The organism is Lysobacterales bacterium, from assembly GCA_014946745.1.
Lineage (GTDB): Bacteria > Pseudomonadota > Gammaproteobacteria > Xanthomonadales > Xanthomonadaceae > Aquimonas.
Genome location: JADCRD010000001.1, coordinates 2,656,950 through 2,674,465 on the forward strand (window position 1 = coordinate 2,656,950; position 17,516 = coordinate 2,674,465).

At 66.3% G+C, this 17,516-nt stretch carries 18 protein-coding genes and 2 tRNA genes; 9 read left to right on the forward strand and 11 right to left on the reverse strand.

Going from position 1 to position 17,516, the window contains the following annotated elements:
- Window positions 1-319: 319 nt before the first annotated feature.
- The 5 genes from rplS to ffh form a co-directional block, all read right to left on the reverse strand.
- Window positions 320-688 carry a 50S ribosomal protein L19 gene (rplS, locus tag H4O13_10545; protein ID MBE5315831.1) on the reverse strand — a complete coding sequence of 123 codons (369 nt, stop codon included), beginning with the start codon at window positions 686-688 and terminating at the stop codon, window positions 320-322.
- Window positions 689-758: 70 nt separating this feature from the next.
- Window positions 759-1,505, reverse strand: a complete 747-nt coding sequence (gene trmD, locus H4O13_10550; GenBank protein ID MBE5315832.1) for a tRNA (guanosine(37)-N1)-methyltransferase TrmD — start codon at window positions 1,503-1,505, stop codon at window positions 759-761.
- Window positions 1,506-1,551: 46 nt separating this feature from the next.
- A complete protein-coding gene (rimM, locus tag H4O13_10555) occupies window positions 1,552-2,085 on the reverse strand; it encodes a ribosome maturation factor RimM (protein ID MBE5315833.1) in 534 nt (177 codons plus the stop codon).
- Between the two features lie 21 nt (window positions 2,086-2,106).
- On the reverse strand, window positions 2,107-2,364 hold the full coding sequence (gene rpsP, locus H4O13_10560; protein ID MBE5315834.1) for a 30S ribosomal protein S16: 258 nt from the start codon (window positions 2,362-2,364) through the stop codon (window positions 2,107-2,109).
- A 144-nt stretch (window positions 2,365-2,508) separates the two neighbouring features.
- Window positions 2,509-3,882, reverse strand: a complete 1,374-nt coding sequence (gene ffh, locus H4O13_10565; protein MBE5315835.1) for a signal recognition particle protein — start codon at window positions 3,880-3,882, stop codon at window positions 2,509-2,511.
- Window positions 3,883-3,973: 91 nt separating this feature from the next.
- Here ffh and ccsA point away from each other — a divergent pair, with 91 nt between their 5' ends.
- The gene (ccsA, locus tag H4O13_10570) at window positions 3,974-4,765 is read left to right on the forward strand and encodes a cytochrome c biogenesis protein CcsA (protein MBE5315836.1); all 792 of its coding nucleotides are present in this window, start codon (window positions 3,974-3,976) and stop codon (window positions 4,763-4,765) included.
- Window positions 4,762-5,145, forward strand: a complete 384-nt coding sequence (locus tag H4O13_10575) for a PilZ domain-containing protein (protein ID MBE5315837.1) — start codon at window positions 4,762-4,764, stop codon at window positions 5,143-5,145. Before ccsA ends, H4O13_10575 begins: the two co-directional genes overlap by 4 nt.
- A 101-nt stretch (window positions 5,146-5,246) precedes the next feature.
- Here the strand turns inward: H4O13_10575 and radA are convergent, their stop codons facing one another.
- Window positions 5,247-6,614, reverse strand: coding sequence for a DNA repair protein RadA (gene radA / locus H4O13_10580; GenBank protein ID MBE5315838.1), 1,368 nt, complete (start codon window positions 6,612-6,614; stop codon window positions 5,247-5,249).
- Between the two features lie 206 nt (window positions 6,615-6,820).
- Between radA and H4O13_10585 the strand changes: the two genes are divergently transcribed.
- On the forward strand, window positions 6,821-8,080 hold the full coding sequence (locus H4O13_10585) for a DUF21 domain-containing protein (GenBank protein ID MBE5315839.1): 1,260 nt from the start codon (window positions 6,821-6,823) through the stop codon (window positions 8,078-8,080).
- 257 nt (window positions 8,081-8,337) lie between these two features.
- Here the strand turns inward: H4O13_10585 and H4O13_10590 are convergent.
- Both H4O13_10590 and ispH read right to left on the reverse strand, forming a co-directional pair.
- Window positions 8,338-8,413 (reverse strand) — tRNA-Thr (locus H4O13_10590).
- Window positions 8,414-8,473: 60 nt separating this feature from the next.
- Window positions 8,474-9,424 carry a 4-hydroxy-3-methylbut-2-enyl diphosphate reductase gene (gene ispH, locus H4O13_10595; GenBank protein ID MBE5315840.1) on the reverse strand — a complete coding sequence of 317 codons (951 nt, stop codon included), beginning with the start codon at window positions 9,422-9,424 and terminating at the stop codon, window positions 8,474-8,476.
- 204 nt (window positions 9,425-9,628) lie between these two features.
- Here ispH and H4O13_10600 point away from each other — a divergent pair, with 204 nt between their 5' ends.
- Together H4O13_10600 and oxyR are read left to right on the forward strand one after the other, a co-directional pair.
- Window positions 9,629-11,563, forward strand: coding sequence for a conditioned medium factor (locus tag H4O13_10600; GenBank protein ID MBE5315841.1), 1,935 nt, complete (start codon window positions 9,629-9,631; stop codon window positions 11,561-11,563).
- Between the two features lie 199 nt (window positions 11,564-11,762).
- Window positions 11,763-12,692, forward strand: a complete 930-nt coding sequence (gene oxyR / locus H4O13_10605; protein ID MBE5315842.1) for a DNA-binding transcriptional regulator OxyR — start codon at window positions 11,763-11,765, stop codon at window positions 12,690-12,692.
- Window positions 12,693-12,711: 19 nt separating this feature from the next.
- Here oxyR and H4O13_10610 read toward each other — a convergent pair whose 3' ends face one another.
- Window positions 12,712-13,119 carry an MGMT family protein gene (locus tag H4O13_10610; protein MBE5315843.1) on the reverse strand — a complete coding sequence of 136 codons (408 nt, stop codon included), beginning with the start codon at window positions 13,117-13,119 and terminating at the stop codon, window positions 12,712-12,714.
- A gap of 98 nt (window positions 13,120-13,217) precedes the next feature.
- Here H4O13_10610 and H4O13_10615 point away from each other — a divergent pair, with 98 nt between their 5' ends.
- Complete coding sequence (locus tag H4O13_10615; protein ID MBE5315844.1) at window positions 13,218-13,625, forward strand: hypothetical protein; 408 nt, start codon at window positions 13,218-13,220, stop codon at window positions 13,623-13,625.
- Between the two features lie 60 nt (window positions 13,626-13,685).
- Here H4O13_10615 and phoU read toward each other — a convergent pair whose 3' ends face one another.
- Window positions 13,686-14,396 carry a phosphate signaling complex protein PhoU gene (phoU, locus tag H4O13_10620; protein ID MBE5315845.1) on the reverse strand — a complete coding sequence of 237 codons (711 nt, stop codon included), beginning with the start codon at window positions 14,394-14,396 and terminating at the stop codon, window positions 13,686-13,688.
- A 227-nt stretch (window positions 14,397-14,623) separates the two neighbouring features.
- On the opposite strand from phoU, the gene H4O13_10625 reads away from it, so the two are divergent.
- Window positions 14,624-15,226 carry an exopolysaccharide biosynthesis protein gene (locus H4O13_10625; GenBank protein ID MBE5315846.1) on the forward strand — a complete coding sequence of 201 codons (603 nt, stop codon included), beginning with the start codon at window positions 14,624-14,626 and terminating at the stop codon, window positions 15,224-15,226.
- Window positions 15,227-15,418: 192 nt separating this feature from the next.
- Here the strand turns inward: H4O13_10625 and H4O13_10630 are convergent, their stop codons facing one another.
- Window positions 15,419-16,906 carry a histidine--tRNA ligase gene (locus tag H4O13_10630; protein MBE5315847.1) on the reverse strand — a complete coding sequence of 496 codons (1,488 nt, stop codon included), beginning with the start codon at window positions 16,904-16,906 and terminating at the stop codon, window positions 15,419-15,421.
- Window positions 16,907-16,962: 56 nt separating this feature from the next.
- Between H4O13_10630 and H4O13_10635 the strand changes: the two genes are divergently transcribed.
- Together H4O13_10635 and H4O13_10640 are read left to right on the forward strand one after the other, a co-directional pair.
- Window positions 16,963-17,039 (forward strand) — tRNA-Pro (locus H4O13_10635).
- Between the two features lie 127 nt (window positions 17,040-17,166).
- Window positions 17,167-17,451, forward strand: coding sequence for a zinc ribbon domain-containing protein (locus H4O13_10640; protein MBE5315848.1), 285 nt, complete (start codon window positions 17,167-17,169; stop codon window positions 17,449-17,451).
- Window positions 17,452-17,516 lie beyond the last annotated feature (65 nt).

Here is a 17,516-nt window from a genome sequence, read left to right on the forward strand (position 1 = left end):
GACCGACGCGAGAGTCTGGAACTTCGAGCACGCTGGGCTTGGCATCAGCGTGCGCCTGCCAGTCGGGCACGCCGCTGGCAGGCCGTCGAAAAACAGCCTGCTCGCCCAGCCAGGGATAGCGGGGACGACGAAGCAAGCGCGTAAGCGATGGATGTGTCGTGAGGCGGTACGGACCTGCGCCGGGCAGCCGGCTTGAAAAACTCCGCGGAAGGGAGTTCTTCAACAAGCTGCTAGAGGCGACACAAAACACAAAGGCCCATCCCCAACCGAGGACGGGCCTGTGTCAAGGAGACCGCGCGCAATGCGCGGGTCTAGACCCTCAGCGCGGCGCGCCCAGGTCTTCCTTGATGCGCGCGGCCTTGCCTTCCAGATCACGCAGGTAGTACAGCTTGGCCGAGCGAACCTTGCCGCGGCGCTTTACTTCCACCGAATCGATCAGCGGGCTGTGGCTCTGGAAGACGCGCTCAACGCCCGTACCGTGGGAGATCTTGCGAACCGTGAAAGCGGAATTCAGACCGCGATTGCGCTTTGCGATCACAACGCCTTCGTAGGCCTGCACGCGCTCACGGTTGCCTTCCTTGACCTTGACGTTGACGATCACGGTGTCGCCTGGGCCAAAGTCCGGCAGCTGGCGCGCAGCCTGGGCGGCCTCGAACTCGGCAATGATGTTCTTGTTGATCTTGCTCATGACACTACCCACCGGCAAAGTTAGTCGAAAATTGTAGCGCGAAATCCTGGCACATGTCAGGCCCGCGCAATTATTTTTTCTCCGCCAGCTCTCGGCGGAATTCTTCCAGCAGGGCGAAATCCTTCGCGCCCAGTTGCAGCCTCGCCAGCAAGTCGGGCCGCCTCAGCCAGGTGCGGCCAAGAGACTGCTTGCGGCGCCAGCGTTCGATGGCCGCGTGGTCGCCAGACATCAGCACCGCAGGCACTGAACCGTACTCGTCATGCTCCGGCCGGCTGTAGTGCGGACAGTCGAGCAGGCCATCCTCGAAGCTGTCCTGGGTGGCGCTTTCGCTGCGGTTCAATGCACCTTCCTGAAGTCGACCCACCGCGTCGATCAACACCGCAGCAGCCAACTCGCCGCCAGACAGCACGTAGTCACCAATCGACAGCTCCAGGTCGACTTCGCGGTGGATCAGACGCTCATCGACACCCTCATAGCGACCGCATATCAGCAGCAATCGCGGCCTAGCAGCCAGATCGCGCACCCGCCGCTGGGTCAGACGCTCACCCTGCGGACTCAGGTACAGGGTCAATGCAGGGGTGTCTGACTGGGCACGGATCGCAGCCAATGCCGAACGTAACGGCGCCACCTGCATCACCATGCCGGGCCCGCCCCCAAAGGTGCGGTCGTCCACGCGCCGGTGCTTGTCCTCGGCGAAGTCCCGAGGGTTATGGCAGTGCAGCTCCAGCAATCCCTGCCGAATAGCCCGCCCGACAACGCCGACCTCGGCACTAGTCACGAAGAACTCGGGAAACAGGCTCAGCACGTCAATGCGCATGTCGCCTCTGTCGTCTTCGAATCCTGCGCCGATGCGTGGGCGCGGGCTAGAACTCGGGGTCCCAGTCCACCAGCACGCGACCGGCTGCAAAGTCGACGGACACCACCGCATGGCCTGGGGTGAACGGCAGCAAGCGCTCCCGGTCACCGCGTACCACCATAACGTCGTTGGCGCCGGTGGCGATCATGTGCGAGATCCGACCCAGTTCGACGCCCTCGGTGGTGATCACGCTCAGGCCTTCGAGGTCGATCCAGTAGTACTCGCCAGGGCCGGGCGGGGGCAGCGATGAGCGCCGCACCCAGATCTCCTCGCCCAACAGAAGCTCAGCCTGCTCGACCGTGTCGCATCCGGGCAGCTGTACCACCACGGTCTTACCCTGCTCGCGCAGTTCGCGAGGAAGGATCTCGCGCAGCGTACCGCCGCGTCCCACGAGCCAGGGCCGATAGCGGAAGATGCCGTCGCGCGGTTGGCTGTAGGACTCGATCTTGAGCCAGCCGCGAACGCCGAATACGCCGACGACACGGCCCATCAGGATGCGACGCTCAGCGGACTCGGCGGGCAACCCATCCGGCCCGGTCATGCGCGTCGCATCCGCAGGAAATCAAGCCGCCGCGGGCGCGCGGCTGACTTCCTTGTACAGCGAGCGAACCTTGTCGCTCATCTGCGCGCCATGACCGACCCAATGGTCGATGCGCGCGATATCCAGCTGCAGACGCGGGTCATTGCCAGCGGCGACAGGGTTGTAGAAGCCCACGCGCTCGATGGCGCGGCCGTCGCGCTTGTTGCGCTCGTCGGTCACGACAACGTGATAGAAGGGACGCTTCTTGGCGCCACCGCGGGTCAGACGGATCTTGACCATGGTCGATTGCTCTGTAGTTCTTGGGTGGTGGTCGGGCGCGATACGCCCAAGTGAACGCGCAATGATAACCGCGACCGGTCGGAAGTCAAAGCACCGCGTGCGTCCGCAGGCCTGAGCCGGCTCCCGTGCACCATTCCTGTCCCATCAACGCAGAGGCATGCCACCCGGTCCGCGACCGCCGAGCATGCCTTTCATGCCGCGCATCATGCCCTTCAAGCCGCCCGAGCCCAGCTTGGACATCATTTTCTCCATCTGCTGGAACTGCTTGAGCAGCTTGTTGACATCCGAAGGCTGGGTGCCGGAGCCGCGCGCGATACGGGCGCGCCGCGAGCCGTTCAGGGTGGCCGGGAAGCGGCGCTCCTTTGGAGTCATCGAGTTGATGATGGCGACCATACGCACGATCTCGCGGTCGTTGACCTTGCTCTTGACCTGCTCGGGAATGGCGCCCATGCCCGGCAGCTTGTCGAGCAGGCTCGAGAGGCCGCCCATGTTCTGCATCTGCTCCAGCTGGTCGCGCATGTCGTTCAGATCGAACTTCTTGCCCTTCGCAACCTTCTCGGCCAGCTTCGCTGCCTTCTCCTGGTCGACCTTGCGCTCGACCTCCTCAACCAGCGACAGCACGTCGCCCATGTCGAGGATGCGGCTGGCGACGCGGTCGGGGTGGAACACATCGAGGCCGTCGGGCTTCTCGCCGACGCCGATGAACTTGATCGGCTTGCCGGTGATGTAGCGCACGCTGAGAGCGGCACCGCCACGCGCATCGCCGTCGGTCTTGGTCAGCACCACGCCGGTCAGCGGCAGGGCCTCGCTGAAGGCCTTGGCGGTATTGGCCGCATCCTGTCCGGTCATGGCATCGACGACGAACAGGGTCTCAACCGGGCTGACCGCCGCGTGCAGGTCTTTGATCTCCGCCATCATCGCCTCGTCGATGGCGAGACGGCCGGCGGTGTCGACCAGCAGCACATCCACATACTGCTTGCGCGCGGCATCGATAGCGGCGACCGCGATCTGCCGCGGGCTCTGGTCAGGGCTGCTGGGATGGAAGATCGCGTCGACCTGCCCGGCCAGCGTCTGCAGCTGCTGGATTGCCGCGGGACGATAGATGTCGCAGCTGACCACCATGACCTTCTTCTTGCGGCGCTCTTTCAGATGCTTGGCGAGCTTGCCCACGGTGGTGGTCTTGCCAGCGCCCTGCAGGCCGGCCATCAGGATCACCGCCGGAGCTGGGACATTGAGGTTCAACTCAGCGCTCTGCGCGCCCATCACCAGGGTCAGCTCATCGCGGACGACCTTGATCAGTGCCTGACCGGGCGTCAGGCTCTTGGCGACCTCCTGACCGACTGCTCGCACCTTGATGCGCTGAATCAAAGCCTGCACCACCGGCAGGGCGACATCGGCTTCGAGCAGGGCCATACGCACATCGCGCAGGGCTTCGCGGATGTTCTCTTCGGACAGTCGACCGCGGCCGCGCAGGCGCTGGACGGTGGCGGAGAGACGCTGGCTCAGTGACTCGAACATGGGCAATGCCGACTTGCTGGGTGACCTGCAAGTATAGCCAAGGCAGGTCGGGCGAACCGGCGCCTGCGCCCGTATGCCACACTTGCCCGCCATGCTCGCCCTTATCCTCCAGCTGCTGGCCGCCTTGGGCTACGTAGCCACCGCTCTGTTGGCGCTGCGCGAACGCAGTCGCTCGACCGCAAGCCGGCTGCCCTTTTTCGCGGGGCTCGCCGCCGTCGCGGCCCATGCACTCGGATACGCGCTGCGCACCTGGGGCCAAGGGGGGCCTGAGCTGCACTTCTTCGCGGCGCTGTCGCTGGTCGGGCTCGGGATGGGCGTACTCACGCTCACCGACGGCCTGCTGCGGCGGGTCAACGCACTGCAGGTCGTGGTGATGCCGCTGGCAGCGCTGGCGATGCTGCCCTACGCATTGCTGCCGGCGCAGCCGGCTGCCAGCCTCACCTGGCAGCTTCAGCTGCATGCCTGGACTGCCCTGCTGGCGTACGCGTCCATGAGCGTAGGCGCTGTCCTTGCCGCGCTGCTTTGGCTCCAGGAGCGCGCGTTGCGCAACCGCCGCCCTTCAACGATGACGCGCAGGCTGCCACCCTTGATCCAGACCGAGGCGCTGCTGTTCCGCATCCTCTGGGCCTGCTTCGTGCTGCTGGGCATGACCCTGGTGACGGGCGTGCTGTTCGTCGAGGACCTGCTGGCCCAGCACCTGGCCCACAAGACCGTGCTCTCCGTGCTGTCGTGGGGTGTCCTCGGTCTGCTGCTGTTCGGGCGCCACCGCTTCGGCTGGCGCGGCCAACGCGCCGTTCGTCTGACCTTGCTTGCGATGGGACTGCTGCTGCTGGCGTTCTTCGGCAGCAAGTTTGTGCTTGAACTGGTGCTGGCCCGCGCATGAGCTCCCTCTCCGCTTCGATTCACGCCGATCACGGACGGCGCCACAGTCGTTTCCCTATCGAAGGTTCGGTGCGCATCTACTCGGGCTCAGCCATGTGGCAGGCCCAGCTGATTGATCTCGCGATCCGCGGCGCTCTGGTTTCGCGGCCATCAGGTTTCGATGGCCGCATCGGCAGCCGCTATCGCCTCGACGTGCGTCTGGAAGGCGGGCCAATGATCGCGATGGCGGTCAGTCTGGTCCGCCTGGACGATGTCGCCATTGGCTTCAGCTGTGAACGCATCGATCTCGACAGCTTCTTGCGCTTGAAGCGCACCATCGAGCTCAATCTCGGCAACGCCGAACTGCTGAACCGCGAGCTGTCTGCGCTGGGCATGGCCTAAGCCGGCACTCGAGAATTCAACCTTGCCGCGCGCCATGGAAGGGCGCGCCCGGGGACCGAGAAAGCAAGCGCTTGATCCGTAGAGCCCCGGGAGCCTGCGCTTCAGTCGGCGGCCTCCAGCGCCTGCGATAGCCGCTCCACGCCAATCACGTCCATATCCTTGATGCTGCCGCGACGCGGCAGGTTGGCCTTCGGCACGATCGCACGTCGAAAGCCGTGGCTGGCGGCCTCGCGCAAGCGCTCCTCGCCGTTGGGCACCGGCCGGATTTCGCCCGACAAGCCGACTTCGCCGAACGAGATGGTCTTCTCCGCCAGCGCGCGGTTGCGATACGACGACAGCACCGCCAGCAGCACCGGCAGATCCGCCGCGGTTTCCTGCACGCGGATGCCGCCGACCACGTTGACGAACACATCCTGATCGAACACCGCCAGCCCGCCATGCCGATGCAGTACGGCGAGCAGCATGGCCAAGCGGTTCTGCTCCAAGCCCAGCGACACGCGCCGTGGATTGGACAGCGAGCTCTGGTCCACCAGGGCCTGCACCTCGACCAACAGCGGACGAGTGCCCTCGCGAGTCACCATGACGATGCTGCCCGGCGTTTCGGCCAGCGTGCCCGACAGGAACATGGCCGAAGGATTCGGAACTTCGCGCAAGCCGCGGTCGCCCATCGCGAACACGCCCAGCTCGTTCACCGCTCCGAACCGGTTCTTGAACGCGCGCAGCACGCGGAAGCGGCTGCCGGACTCGCCTTCGAAGTACAGCACCGCATCGACCATGTGCTCGAGCACGCGCGGGCCGGCGATACCGCCTTCCTTGGTGACGTGTCCGACCAGGAAGATGCTGGTGCCTTGTTCCTTGGCGTGGCGCACCAAGCGCGCAGCGGACTCGCGAACCTGGCTGACGGAACCGGGGGCTGCGGGAAGCTGCTCCGAGTGGATGGTCTGAATCGAGTCGATCACCGCCAGCCGCGGCTTCTCGGCATTGAGATGCTGGACGATACGCTCGACGCAGGTTTCGGTCAGGCAGTTCAAGCCTGCCAGCGACAGGCCAAGACGTGCGGCGCGATTGGCCACTTGGCCCAGACTCTCCTCGCCGGTGACGTACAGCCCCGGCAGCCGGCTGCGCAGTGCGTCAAGGGTTTGCAGCAGCAGGGTCGACTTGCCGATGCCGGGATCGCCGCCGATCAGCACCACCGAGCCATCGACCAGCCCACCGCCGAGCACGCGGTCGAATTCGCCGATGCCGACCTCGGTGCGCGATTCGACACCCTGTGGCACCTGATCGAGCCGCGTGACCCTGGCCTGCAGGCCAGCGCCGGCATAGCCAGCCCTGCGTGTGGCGGCCGCGGCCGGCGTCTCAACGAACTCGGTCAGCGTGTTCCACGCGCCGCAGTCAGGGCACTGGCCCTGCCACTTGCTGGAGGTGCCGCCGCATTCGCTGCAGACATAAGCAATCTTCGACTTGGCCACGCGGGATTCCTGATCGGCGTCGGGGGCGCAATCTAGCAAGCCGGCCGTCGCAGCCGTTGAGATTCCGGTGCGGCGCAAGGATCCAGCACGCTTAGCGCGGCTTCGCAGGGAATATCTCGGGGACGCTGACCTGCGCTTTCTGCCACACTCCAGAGCCCTCATCGGGTCGCGGCGCCTGCTGCGCGCGCGGCTGCACCACCCTGCGCATGGACGACACTCCCCTCACTCTGCTGCTCCCGGCGCTCGGCCTTCTGCTGGTGCTCTCCGCATTCTTCTCCGCCTCGGAGTCGGCGCTGACATCGATCAACCGCTACCGGCTCATGCATCTGGCACGCGGCGGCAGTCGCGGGGCCCGGCTTGCGGGAAAGCTACTGAAGCAACCGGAGCAATTGGCCGGCCTGATCCTGCTGAGCAAACACCTCGTCAACGGCGCCGCAGCGGTGATTTGCACCCTGTTGTTCATCGGCCTGCTCGGCTACGCCGGGGTGCTGGTGGCCATACCAGTGATCGGCCTGGTGCTGCTGCTCTGCTCCGAACTGATGCCCAAGTCACTTGCCGCCCTCAATCCCGAGCGCATCGCCCTGCCCGCGGCCTACGTGCTGTGGCCGATGCTCAAGCTCGGAACGCCCGTGGTGATGGCCGTCAATACGCTCGTCGCAGGCATCCTGCGGACCTTCGGGCTGCGCCCCTCCTTGGGTGACGCTCACGCGCGCTCCGCCACCGAACTGCGCACGCTGCTGGAGGAGGGCGGCCAGCTGCTCCCAGACAAGCATCGGCAGATGCTGCTCAACATCCTCGCTCTCGAAGAAGCGAAGATCGAGGACATCATGGTGCCGCGCAACGAGATCGAGGGTATCGATCTGGACGCAAGCCCGGACGAACTGCGCCAGCGACTGGCGGGCTTTCCTTTCAGTCGTGCGCCGGTCTATCGCGGCAGCATCGATCAGGTGATCGGCATCCTGCATCTGCGCAATCTGCTGGGCACGCCCGCAGCGCGACTCAACGCGCACTACATTGAGTCACTGCTGCGCAAGCCCTACTTCGTCCCCGAAGGCACGCCGCTGACCCGACAGATGCTGGAGTTTCAGCGAGTCAAGCGACGTGTCGGCCTGGTCGTCGACGAGTACGGCGACATCGTCGGCCTGGTGACGCTGCCGGACATCCTTGAAGAGATCGTCGGCGATTTCGTGAGCGCCCCCGGCCAGAACACCCAGCCCATTCTGCAAAGCCCTGACGGAAGCCTGCTGATCGACGGCCGAACGCCGCTGCACACGATCAATCGACAACTCGACTGGTCCTTGCCCACCGATGCCTTCAGCACCCTGAGTGGCCTGATCGTCGCGCAGCTCGAAGATCTGCCCTCGGTGGGCACCGAGCTTGAGATCGAGGGCCTGAGAATGCGGATTGAAGCCACGGGCGACAATGTGGTGCAACGGGTGCGGGTATTCCCGGCCCGGAGCCTGTGAACTGCGCCTCCAGACTCCACAGCGGCGGCAGCTACGCCCTGCCCTCGTCGCGAAGCATTGCATGAGTGCGCAGTCCTTGGGTCACGAGGGTCGGCAGAACGCCCGCCGCGCGCTGCTGCGGCGGCGAGCGGCCGCAGGAGGCCGCAGTCGTGGGCTGGCGCCTCGATCGCTCCGGAGCCTGCTCCCCCGCCTGCAAGGTTTCGGAGTCGCGCAAAACAAACGGCCGCCTGCGCGGGGCGAGGCGGCCGTCTGAGTTCTGGTGCCGGAAACAGGAGTCGAACCTGCGACCTACGCATTACGAATGCGCCGCTCTACCAACTGAGCTATTCCGGCGAATAGCCGCGAAGTTTAGGCACGTCGGCGCACCGGGTCAACGCGTTTGCCACCAATAGCTCACGCCACCAGGGTGACGCGCAGCTCCTTGGGCAGGGCGAAGATCACATTCTCGGGCTCGCCCTCCAGCTGGCGGACGCCGCTGGCGCCGAGTTCGCGCAGTCGATCGACCACGCCCTGCACCAGCAGCTCGGGCGCGGACGCCCCGGCGGTGAGGCCAATTCGCCGGCGGCCGGCCAGCCAGGCAGGGTCGATATGCTCAGCGCCGTCAATGAGGTAAGCCGGCACGCCCTGCTTCTCGGCCAGCTCGCGCAGGCGGTTCGAATTCGAGCTGTTGACCGAGCCCACCACCAGCAGCAGATCGCACTCGGCGGCCAGCCGACGTACCGCATCCTGGCGGTTCTGGGTGGCATAGCAGATGTCGTCCTTGCGCGGCCCCAGGATGGCCGGGAAACGCTGGCGCAGCGCTTCGATGATGCCGCGGGTGTCGTCCACCGATAGCGTGGTCTGAGTCGTGTACGCCAGGTTGTCGGGCTGGCCTACATCGAGCCGCGCCACATCGGCCACATCTTCGACAAGGTAGATCTGTCCGCCAGCGCTCTCGGCGTTCCATTGGCCCATGGTGCCCTCCACTTCCGGATGTCCGGCATGGCCGATCAGCACCACGTCGCGGCCGGCCCGGCAGTGCTGGGCCACTTCCATGTGGACCTTGGTGACCAGCGGGCAGGTCGCATCGAACACCTTGAGCCCACGGCGAGCGGCTTCGCCTCGCACCGCCTGAGAAACGCCATGGGCGCTGAAGATCACGGTGGCGCCGTCAGGCACCTGGTCGAGCTCCTCGACAAACACGGCGCCGCGCGCGCGCAGGTCTTCGACCACGTAGCGGTTATGCACCACCTCGTGACGCACGTAGATGGGGGCGCCGAAAAGCTCCAGCGCACGCTTGACGATCTCGATAGCGCGGTCGACGCCGGCGCAGAAGCCACGGGGGTTTGCGAGCAGGATGTCCATGCGCCGAGTGTAGCGCGCGGCCCGTAGCGAGCCGAGTCGACCGCGCTTCGCTGCAGCGCAGAATGCGTTCGGCCGGCGTTTGGGCCTAGCCTCCATGCGCCGGCGTAGGGGAGGAGAACGACAGCCACCGAGCTGCCGCCCTCGGTGCGCCGCACGCCGCAGGCCTCCTGCCTGCGGTGCACTCAATCCCTGGGGAGGGATCCAATGAAGCTGAAGCCTCTGGCGCTCTGCGCCGCCTCGCTGTTTGTCTGCTCCGCCCTGCCTGCCCTGGCCTCGCCGGCCTTCAAGCAGCTGGCAGGTCCAGCCTCCGAAATTCCGCAGATGCGCGCACTGGAGCCAGCGGCCGCCGCCATCCATTCGAAATCGGCGCTGATTCCGGTCGAACTCAAGGAAGAGAAATCCGGACGCCTGAGTTGGCGCATGGCGCTGCCGGTCGAGCGCTCGGAGCTGCAGGTACTTCTGCTGGCGGGCGAAGAGCACGGCTGGGAGCTGGGTCTGCGCGGCCCCTCGGGCACACTCTACAAGGCGGCCCAGCTGGCCGAGCGCGCACAGCCGGGAGAGTTCGGCATTGAGGGCGAGCGCTTCGCCTCCGAGCTTTACCAGTTCGGTCGCCTGCAAAAGGGCGGCTGGTCGCTCGAAATCACCGCCAGTGCCGACGCGCGCAAGCAGGGCTTTCTGCTCATCGAGGGCGATGCTGGCACCGAGCTGGCCTCGCACCCGACCCATCTCGACTACCTCGCGGGCGCTCGTATCGGCCTGACTGCGCAGCTGACGGCCGTGGACAAGTCCGGCGTGGTGCTGGGCCACGCGGCGGGAACGGTCGACGAGGCTTCGATCCGGCTCACGCGCGCCGACGGCTCGATCGAGAAGATCGCGATGTTTGACGACGGTCTGCATGCCGATGGCGTGGCCGACGACGGTCTCTACGGTGGGGTGTTCGAGGCAGGCAGCGCCGGCGTGTTGAACGCGCAGGTGCTGGTCAAGGGCCGCAGCGCCGACGGCACCGAACTGATCCGCACTGCCGAGCACGTGATCCCGGTGGTGGAGTCCGACCTGCGCATCGGCGGCGCCGCTCGCGCTTCGCTGGCGAAGTCCGGCGGCCCCTCGCGGCTGTCTTTGCAGGTGCCTGTCAGCAGCGCCAAGAAGGGCGGCCACTACCGCGCGATCGGCGAGGTCTGGGGGCGCGATGCGAAGGGCGCCGAGGTCGCGATCGCCTGGGTCGGGGGCATGGTCGAAATCGCCGAGGGCAGGATCGAACTCGGCTTCGATGAGCGCTGGGTGGCGAAGTCCGGGGCACGCGGGCCCTACGAGTTGCGCCACCTGCGCATCGAGGACCCGAACCACTTTGTCGCGCTGGCGAAGGCCGAGCGACTGCCGCTGGCGATGGACGTTTCGGCGCAGAAATACGCAGCGACAGAGCTCACGATCGACGAGCTGATGACGCAAGGCCCGCGCCCCGCCGACTTGAATCGCAAGGGCGTGGGCAGCCGATTGCTACTGGTCCACGGCTACTGCTCAGGCGGCGTGTGGCCCGCCAGCCAGTTCAGCAACGCCTCGACGTTCCTCGACGCCAACCAGAACCGCAGCCACGACGAGTTCGCTCGTCGCATCCGCGACTTTGGCGCGACCTGGAACTCGTTCGGCACCGTTGCCCACAGCCAGGGCGGCGCGGCCTCGCTGCATCTTTACACCTACTACTGGAGCGGCCTGGACAACGCGGTTGGCGCGCGCCGCATGCAGTCGGTTGGCACGCCCTACCAGGGCACCAACCTGGCCGGCGTTTTGGCCGCACTGGGCGGTATCTTCGGCGTCGGCTGCGGCACCAATAGCAACCTCACCTACAGCGGCGCCGCCAGCTGGCTTGCCGGCATTCCCAGCGGGGCGCGGGGCCAGGTTCACTACTACAGCACCGGCTTCCGCAGCACCAACTGGTGGACCAACGATTTCTGCAATTTCGCCTCTGACCTTGTCCTCAGCGATCCGGAAGACGGCACGGTGGAGCGCAGCAACGCGCAGCTGCCCGGGGCCGTCAATCAGGGCCACGTCAACGGTCAGTGCCACACCACCGGCATGCGAGACCCTGCCCAGTACCTGGACGCTTCACGCAACTCGGTGATGAACGCCAACGCCGCGCGCTGAAAGCCGGACCCTCCCGCAGCACAGGGCCCGCCAATGGCGGGCCCTGATCGTTTGCCGCTCGGCCGTCTCCGACGCTGCCGCCGGATGAGTCGCGAAGGACAGGGGCGATGAAGCTTTCGGCCGCTTCCGTTTGATTGACGTTGACGATAGGGATTAATCTATCGATCAGTCACGTATATTCGTCAACCGGAGCGGCTCCATGAATCTTCGCGATCTCCGCTATCTGGTGGCCCTGGCTGAACTGCGCCACTTCGGCCGCGCCGCTGACGCCTGCTTCGTCAGCCAGCCCACCTTGTCCACGCAAATCAAGAAAATCGAAGATGAGCTTGGCGTCACCCTGGTGGAGCGCGCACCGCGCAAGGTGATGCTGACCGCTGCGGGCGCCGAGATCGCGCAGCGCGCGCGGGTGGTGTTGGACGAGATCGAGCAGATTCGCGCCATTGCGAGACGCAGCCTGGACCCGGAAGCCGGCTCGCTCAGGCTCGGCATTTTCCCCACCCTCGGCCCGTACCTGCTCCCACACGTCGTGCCCAAACTGCGCACGCGCTTTCCGCGGATCGAGCTGCTGCTGACCGAAGAGAAGACCGAGATTCTCCTTCAGCAGCTGCAGGAAGGCCGCATTGATGCCGCGGTACTCGCCTTGCCGCTGCACGAGGATCAGCTCCACACCGAACTGCTGTTCGAAGAGCCATTCGTTCTGGCCGTGCCGGCGACCCATCCGCTTGCGGGCGCCGAGCGGCTGGGTCTCGACACCATCGCCGATGAGCGCCTGCTGCTGCTCGATGACGGCCATTGTCTGCGCGACCAGGCGCTGGATGTCTGCCACCTGGCGGGCGCCAGCGAGAAGGATGGCTTCCGCGCAACGAGTCTGGAAACGCTGCGGCAGATGGTTGCAGCCGGCGTCGGCATGACCCTGCTGCCGCTGCTGGCGGTACAGCCGCCGGTGCCGCGCTCGGAAACGGTACGCCTGTTGAGCTTCACCGACTCGCGCCCCAGCCGACAGATCGCCTTGGTCTGGCGCAAGTCGTCGGCGCGGAGCGATTTCCTCCACAAGGTCGCCGGCGTGCTGAGCGACCTGCCGCCCGCTCTGCTGACGCCGCCCGGGCTCGCGCTGACCCAGAGTGCGTAAGCGCCACCGGGCGGCGGCATCACCCTCGACGCGAGTCGCTCGAACGCCGCGCGCGCGCCTTGGCGCCGCCGCGCGGCTGCGGCGAAGCTCCCCACAGGGCGGCATCCAGCCCGCTGTCGCCTCCGGCTTGCCGACCTGCGCGGCTCACTCGCCCCTCGATGAGGGTCAAGCCCTCGATAGCGAGACGCCTCGCTTGCTCAAGCCACGATGGCGAGCCCTTGGGAAACGCGATGCGGCCGTCGGCTCGCAGAACGCGATGCCAGGGGAGGCCTGGCACCTCCGACTCCGACAGCACGCGCGCCACCAGCCGGGCGTGCCGGGGCCAGCCGGCTGCACGCGCGACCTCGGCATACGAACGCACCTCGCCACGCGGAATCGCGCTCACCACAGCGAGCACGGCGCGTTTGCGATCGAGCGGATCCGCCAGATTGAGAGTGCCGGTCGGGTCTGACACGGGCCAGATTCTCAGGCAGCGTCGGTGGGGCTGTTAGCATACGGCTCCGCTTCCAGGTTGCCGCTTACGCCATGCAGAACTTCGAACAGATCCGCGCCCACGCCGCCTCCCACTTCACGGTCACGCGCAGCGAGCCATATCTGATCGGCATCGAGCTGACCCTGAACCATGGCTCTCGCCATCAGGGCCTGTTCCTGACCGAGCTGGAGGACGAGGATGGCCGCAAGTTCCTGCGCGTCAGCACCGCGCTGGCCCCGACGACCGGACTGGATGCAAAGCGCGCGCTCGCCTTCAACTGGGAGCAGCGCGTCGGCTATCTGGCGATCTCGGAACTCGATGGGCTGACGTATCTGCAGCTGTGCGAGAACCGCCCTCTGGAGGGGCTGACCGCAGCCGAACTCGATCGGCTGATTCTCGAGATTGGCGGCTTGGGCGACCGCATGGAGCGCGCTCTGTCAGCCGGCGGCGATCTGTTCTGAGGCCACGCTCAGGACTTCAGAGTGGCCGCGCGCCCCGGCACGCGCGCATGCCAGGCCGCGTCAGTCGTCGGCGGCCATGCGCGCCTTGGGGTGGCGCACGTCGCGACCCTCGACCAGATAGAACACATAGCCGGCGATGTTCTTGGCATGGTCGCCAATGCGCTCCAGCGACTTCAGCGCGAACAGGGCCTGCACGCCCGGCGCCACCGCGGCCGGGCTGTCCGCCATGAGCTGGGTGAGCTGCGACACGCTCGCTTTGTAGGCCTTGTCTAGACGATCATCGTCGCGGCGGGTGCGCTCGGCTTCTTCCAGATCGAGCCGCACCAGCGCATCCAGCGCGCCGCGCAGCATGCTTGCGGAAATCTTGGAAAGCCCGCCGATCTCGGCAACCATCGGCACTTCGACGCGGTCGCCGCTGGCGTCCATGAGGCGCTGCGCGATCTTGGCCAGCTTCTTCGATTCGTCTCCGATCCGCTCCAGATCGTTGACCGTCTTCGACAGCGCCAGAATGGTGCGCAGATCCACACCAAGCGGCGCGCGCAACGCGATCAGCTGGGCGATTTCCTCGTCGGCGCGCAGCTCGTAGCGGTCAATGTGGCGATCACCGTCGACCACGCGCTCGGCCAGATCCATATCGCGCATCTCCAGCGCGCGCATGCCCAGACGCAGCTGCTCTTCCACGCCCGCCCCCATCTTGATGACGAGATCACGCAGGGTTGCGAGGTCCTCGTCGTACTTCTTCAGGGTGTGGCCTCCTGCTACCAGCGACATCTGCACTCCTTGGGGCCTGCGCATCAGGCCGGATGCCTTGCGGTGGGGCGACGCGCGCGGCGTCGATGCGTCACGTTACAACAGCTTCCCGCGCGTGCGCGTGCGATGACAGTGGACCGTTCATTCGGCGAGCCCATGCGCGCCGGCACGGGGGCATCACGACGCCATGCGCATCACGCATGCAGCCTCAGGCCCGGTAAAGTGAGCCCCCGCCAGCCTGACCGCCCATGCAGCCCTCCAGCGCTTCCAGCACCAGCCAGATCCTGCGCGAGCTCGCCGCGGGCGAAGTCGATCCCAGCCTGGATGCAATCCTGGCCGCCTTCGGTAGACGCGCCTTCGGTGCCGCCCTGCTGCTGGCGATCATGCCGGCCTTCCTGCCCCTGCCCTTCGGCGTCGGTGCGATCAGCGGCCCACTGGTGTCGGTGCTCGGACTGCAGATGCTGTTCGCCCGGCGCCAGCCCTGGCTACCCAAGCGCTGGCGCGAGAAAACCGTGCCGCGCGCGCGTCTGGATGGCTTCAACGCCAAGATGGGCGGGGTATTGCGGCGCATCGAACGTCTCTGCAAGCCGCGCCTCAACGGACTGGCAACGCAACCTTGGGCCACTGTGTTTACCGGTGCGCAGCTGATCCTGCTGGGTATCCTGCTGTCGCTGCCGATTCCACTGACGAACTATCCCTTTGGCCTGCTGCTGGTCCTGTACGCACTGGCCCTGATCGAGCGCGATGGTGTGTTGCAGCTCGTCGCTTGGGTGCTGGGGCTCAGCACGATCACCGCCTCAGTCCTGCTGTCGAGCGAAGTGGTCGGCCTCCTCACCCGGCTCTGGACCTGAGTCGGTCCTGCGCGCAGGCCCTGACCGGCCCCGGCCCCAACAGCTGGTTGAAGAGCTCCCTTCCGGGGAGTTTTTCAAGTCGGCGGTCCGACGCAGGTCCGTACCGCCTCACGACGACGCAATCGCTTGCGCGCTTGCTTCGTCGTCCCGACCATCCTTGGCCGGACGCGCAGGCTGCTATTCAACAGCCTGCTAGCCGCCGTGATTGCCGCGCCCGGCCATGGCGCGGGCTTGCTCCAGTTCAACCCGCAGCGCACGCACGAGATCCTCGCGCGGCACCTCGAATTGCTCCTGCTTGCGCATGTCCTTCACCGCGACCACGCCGCGTGCGGCCTCGTCCTCACCCAGCAGCAGAACGAAACGGATGCCGGCGCGATCGGCGTACTGGAACTGCTTGGCGACCTTGCGCGACTCCAGCTGCACCTCGGCATTGATGCCGGCGCGGCGTAGCTCCGACGCCAGCTTCAGGTACTGCGGCAGCCGTACCTCGTCCATCTGCGCCACCAGCACCTCGACGCTGCTCTCGGCGGATTCGATCAGGCCGGCCTCACGCAGCTGCCAGAACAGCCTCGATGCGCCGATCGAGATGCCCACGCCCGGCAGGTGCGACTTGGTGTACTGCCCCGCCAGGTTCTCGTAGCGACCGCCCGAGCAGATCGAGCCGATCTGGGGGTAGTCGTTGAGCGTGGTTTCGTAGACGGTGCCGGTGTAGTAGTCGAGCCCGCGCGCAATCGACAGGTTGATCGCGTAGTTGGCCTCGGGCACGCCGAAGGCGCGCACCAGCTCCAGCACCTCGCGCAGCTCGGCGATGCCCTGGTTGAAGGTCTCGCTGCCCTGCCCCAGACGATCAAGCTGGGCCAGCGCATCGGCGTGTCCGGCCGAGCGGATGCCGACGAAATCCAGAATCTTCGAAACCGCCTCGATCGAGAGGCCGAAGCCTTCACCGGTGAGCGTCTCGCGCACATAGTCCGGCCCGCGCTTGTCGAGCTTGTCGACCTCGCGCAGCACCGCGCCCTGCTGCTCGGGATCAACAACGCCCAAGCCCTCGAAGAAGCCGCGCATGAGCTTGCGGTTGTTGATCTGGATGGTGAAGGCACCGATCGCCAGGTCGCTGAAGACGGAGTGGATCACCGCCGGCAGCTCGGCATCGAAACGGACCGACAGTGCGTCTTTGCCGATCACGTCGATGTCGCACTGGTAGAACTCTCGGAAGCGCCCGCGCTGGGCGCGTTCGCCGCGATAGACGCGCTGGATCTGGTAGCGGCGGAAAGGGAAGTGCAGTTCGTGCTCGTGCTCGGCGACATAGCGCGCCAGCGGCACGGTCAGATCGAAGCGAAGCGCCTGCTCGGGCAACTGGCCCGCTTCGGCCTTCTCAAGCGCACCGGTACTCTGCACGAAGTAGACCTGCCGCTCGGTCTCGCCGCCCGACTTGGTCAGCAGGACTTCGGACAGCTCCATCACCGGCGTTTCAACCGGCAGGAAGCCGAAGCGCTCGTAGTTGTCGCGGATGATGTCGAGCATGCGCTGGAAAGCGATCTGGTCGCGCGGCAGCAGCTCAAGGACGCCGGGCACGGTGCGGGGCTTGATCAAGGCGGGCTCCAAAGGCGGTGCGGCGGGCCTCGACAGGCCACGCCAAAGGCGGCACAGGCTACCAGTTTGGCGCCCGCGCCTCACGACCATCTTGCGCAGGCGATGTGAGGCCCGTATGATGCGCGGCTCTCACGCGGCGCCCAGATCGGGGTGTAGCTCAGCCTGGTAGAGCGCTACGTTCGGGACGTAGAAGTCGCAGGTTCAAATCCTGTCTCCCCGACCATCCGCGCCAGCGTGAAGCAAGCAACCCCGCCGTCGAGCGGGGTTTTTTGTTTGCGCGACACCTCCGCCGCTTGCCTCGCGCATCGGCGCACCCCACCCTGCCGTGGACCGAACCCGCGGAGACCGCCATGCCCATCTTCGAATACCGCGCCAGCGGGGATGCTGGCTGCCCGCACTGTCGAGACGGCTTCGACGTGCTGCAGAAGCTCTCGGAGCCGCCGCTCCAGGACTGCCCGAAGTGCGGCGCGCCCGTACGGCAGCAAATCGGTGCGCCCGCGCTGGCCATCGGCGGCGCCCACCTGCTGAAGGAAAAGAAGATCGGCGACGCCGGCTTCACCCAGTACCGCAAGATCGGCAAGGGTGTCTACGAAAAGACGGCGGGCAAGGGGCCGGGGATCATCCGCGGCGACTGAGTCCGCTTCGCGGCGGGATTGGGGATTGGGGATTGGGGATTGGGGATTCGGGATTCGGGATTCGG

Bases quoted from the DNA above. Each gene is read 5' to 3' on its own strand.
- rplS (MBE5315831.1), bottom strand. From the start codon at position 688: ATGAGCAAGATCAACAAGAACATCATTGCCGAGTTCGAGGCCGCCCAG.
- trmD (MBE5315832.1), bottom strand. From the start codon at position 1,505: ATGCGCATTGACGTGCTGAGCCTGTTTCCCGAGTTCTTCGTGACTAGT.
- rimM (MBE5315833.1), bottom strand. From the start codon at position 2,085: ATGACCGGGCCGGATGGGTTGCCCGCCGAGTCCGCTGAGCGTCGCATC.
- rpsP (MBE5315834.1), bottom strand. From the start codon at position 2,364: ATGGTCAAGATCCGTCTGACCCGCGGTGGCGCCAAGAAGCGTCCCTTC.
- ffh (MBE5315835.1), bottom strand. From the start codon at position 3,882: ATGTTCGAGTCACTGAGCCAGCGTCTCTCCGCCACCGTCCAGCGCCTG.
- ccsA (MBE5315836.1), top strand. From the start codon at position 3,974: ATGCTCGCCCTTATCCTCCAGCTGCTGGCCGCCTTGGGCTACGTAGCC.
- H4O13_10575 (MBE5315837.1), top strand. From the start codon at position 4,762: ATGAGCTCCCTCTCCGCTTCGATTCACGCCGATCACGGACGGCGCCAC.
- H4O13_10585 (MBE5315839.1), top strand. From the start codon at position 6,821: ATGGACGACACTCCCCTCACTCTGCTGCTCCCGGCGCTCGGCCTTCTG.
- ispH (MBE5315840.1), bottom strand. From the start codon at position 9,424: ATGGACATCCTGCTCGCAAACCCCCGTGGCTTCTGCGCCGGCGTCGAC.
- H4O13_10600 (MBE5315841.1), top strand. From the start codon at position 9,629: ATGAAGCTGAAGCCTCTGGCGCTCTGCGCCGCCTCGCTGTTTGTCTGC.
- oxyR (MBE5315842.1), top strand. From the start codon at position 11,763: ATGAATCTTCGCGATCTCCGCTATCTGGTGGCCCTGGCTGAACTGCGC.
- H4O13_10615 (MBE5315844.1), top strand. From the start codon at position 13,218: ATGCAGAACTTCGAACAGATCCGCGCCCACGCCGCCTCCCACTTCACG.
- phoU (MBE5315845.1), bottom strand. From the start codon at position 14,396: ATGTCGCTGGTAGCAGGAGGCCACACCCTGAAGAAGTACGACGAGGAC.
- H4O13_10625 (MBE5315846.1), top strand. From the start codon at position 14,624: ATGCAGCCCTCCAGCGCTTCCAGCACCAGCCAGATCCTGCGCGAGCTC.
- H4O13_10630 (MBE5315847.1), bottom strand. From the start codon at position 16,906: ATGGTCGTGAGGCGCGGGCGCCAAACTGGTAGCCTGTGCCGCCTTTGG.
- H4O13_10640 (MBE5315848.1), top strand. From the start codon at position 17,167: ATGCCCATCTTCGAATACCGCGCCAGCGGGGATGCTGGCTGCCCGCAC.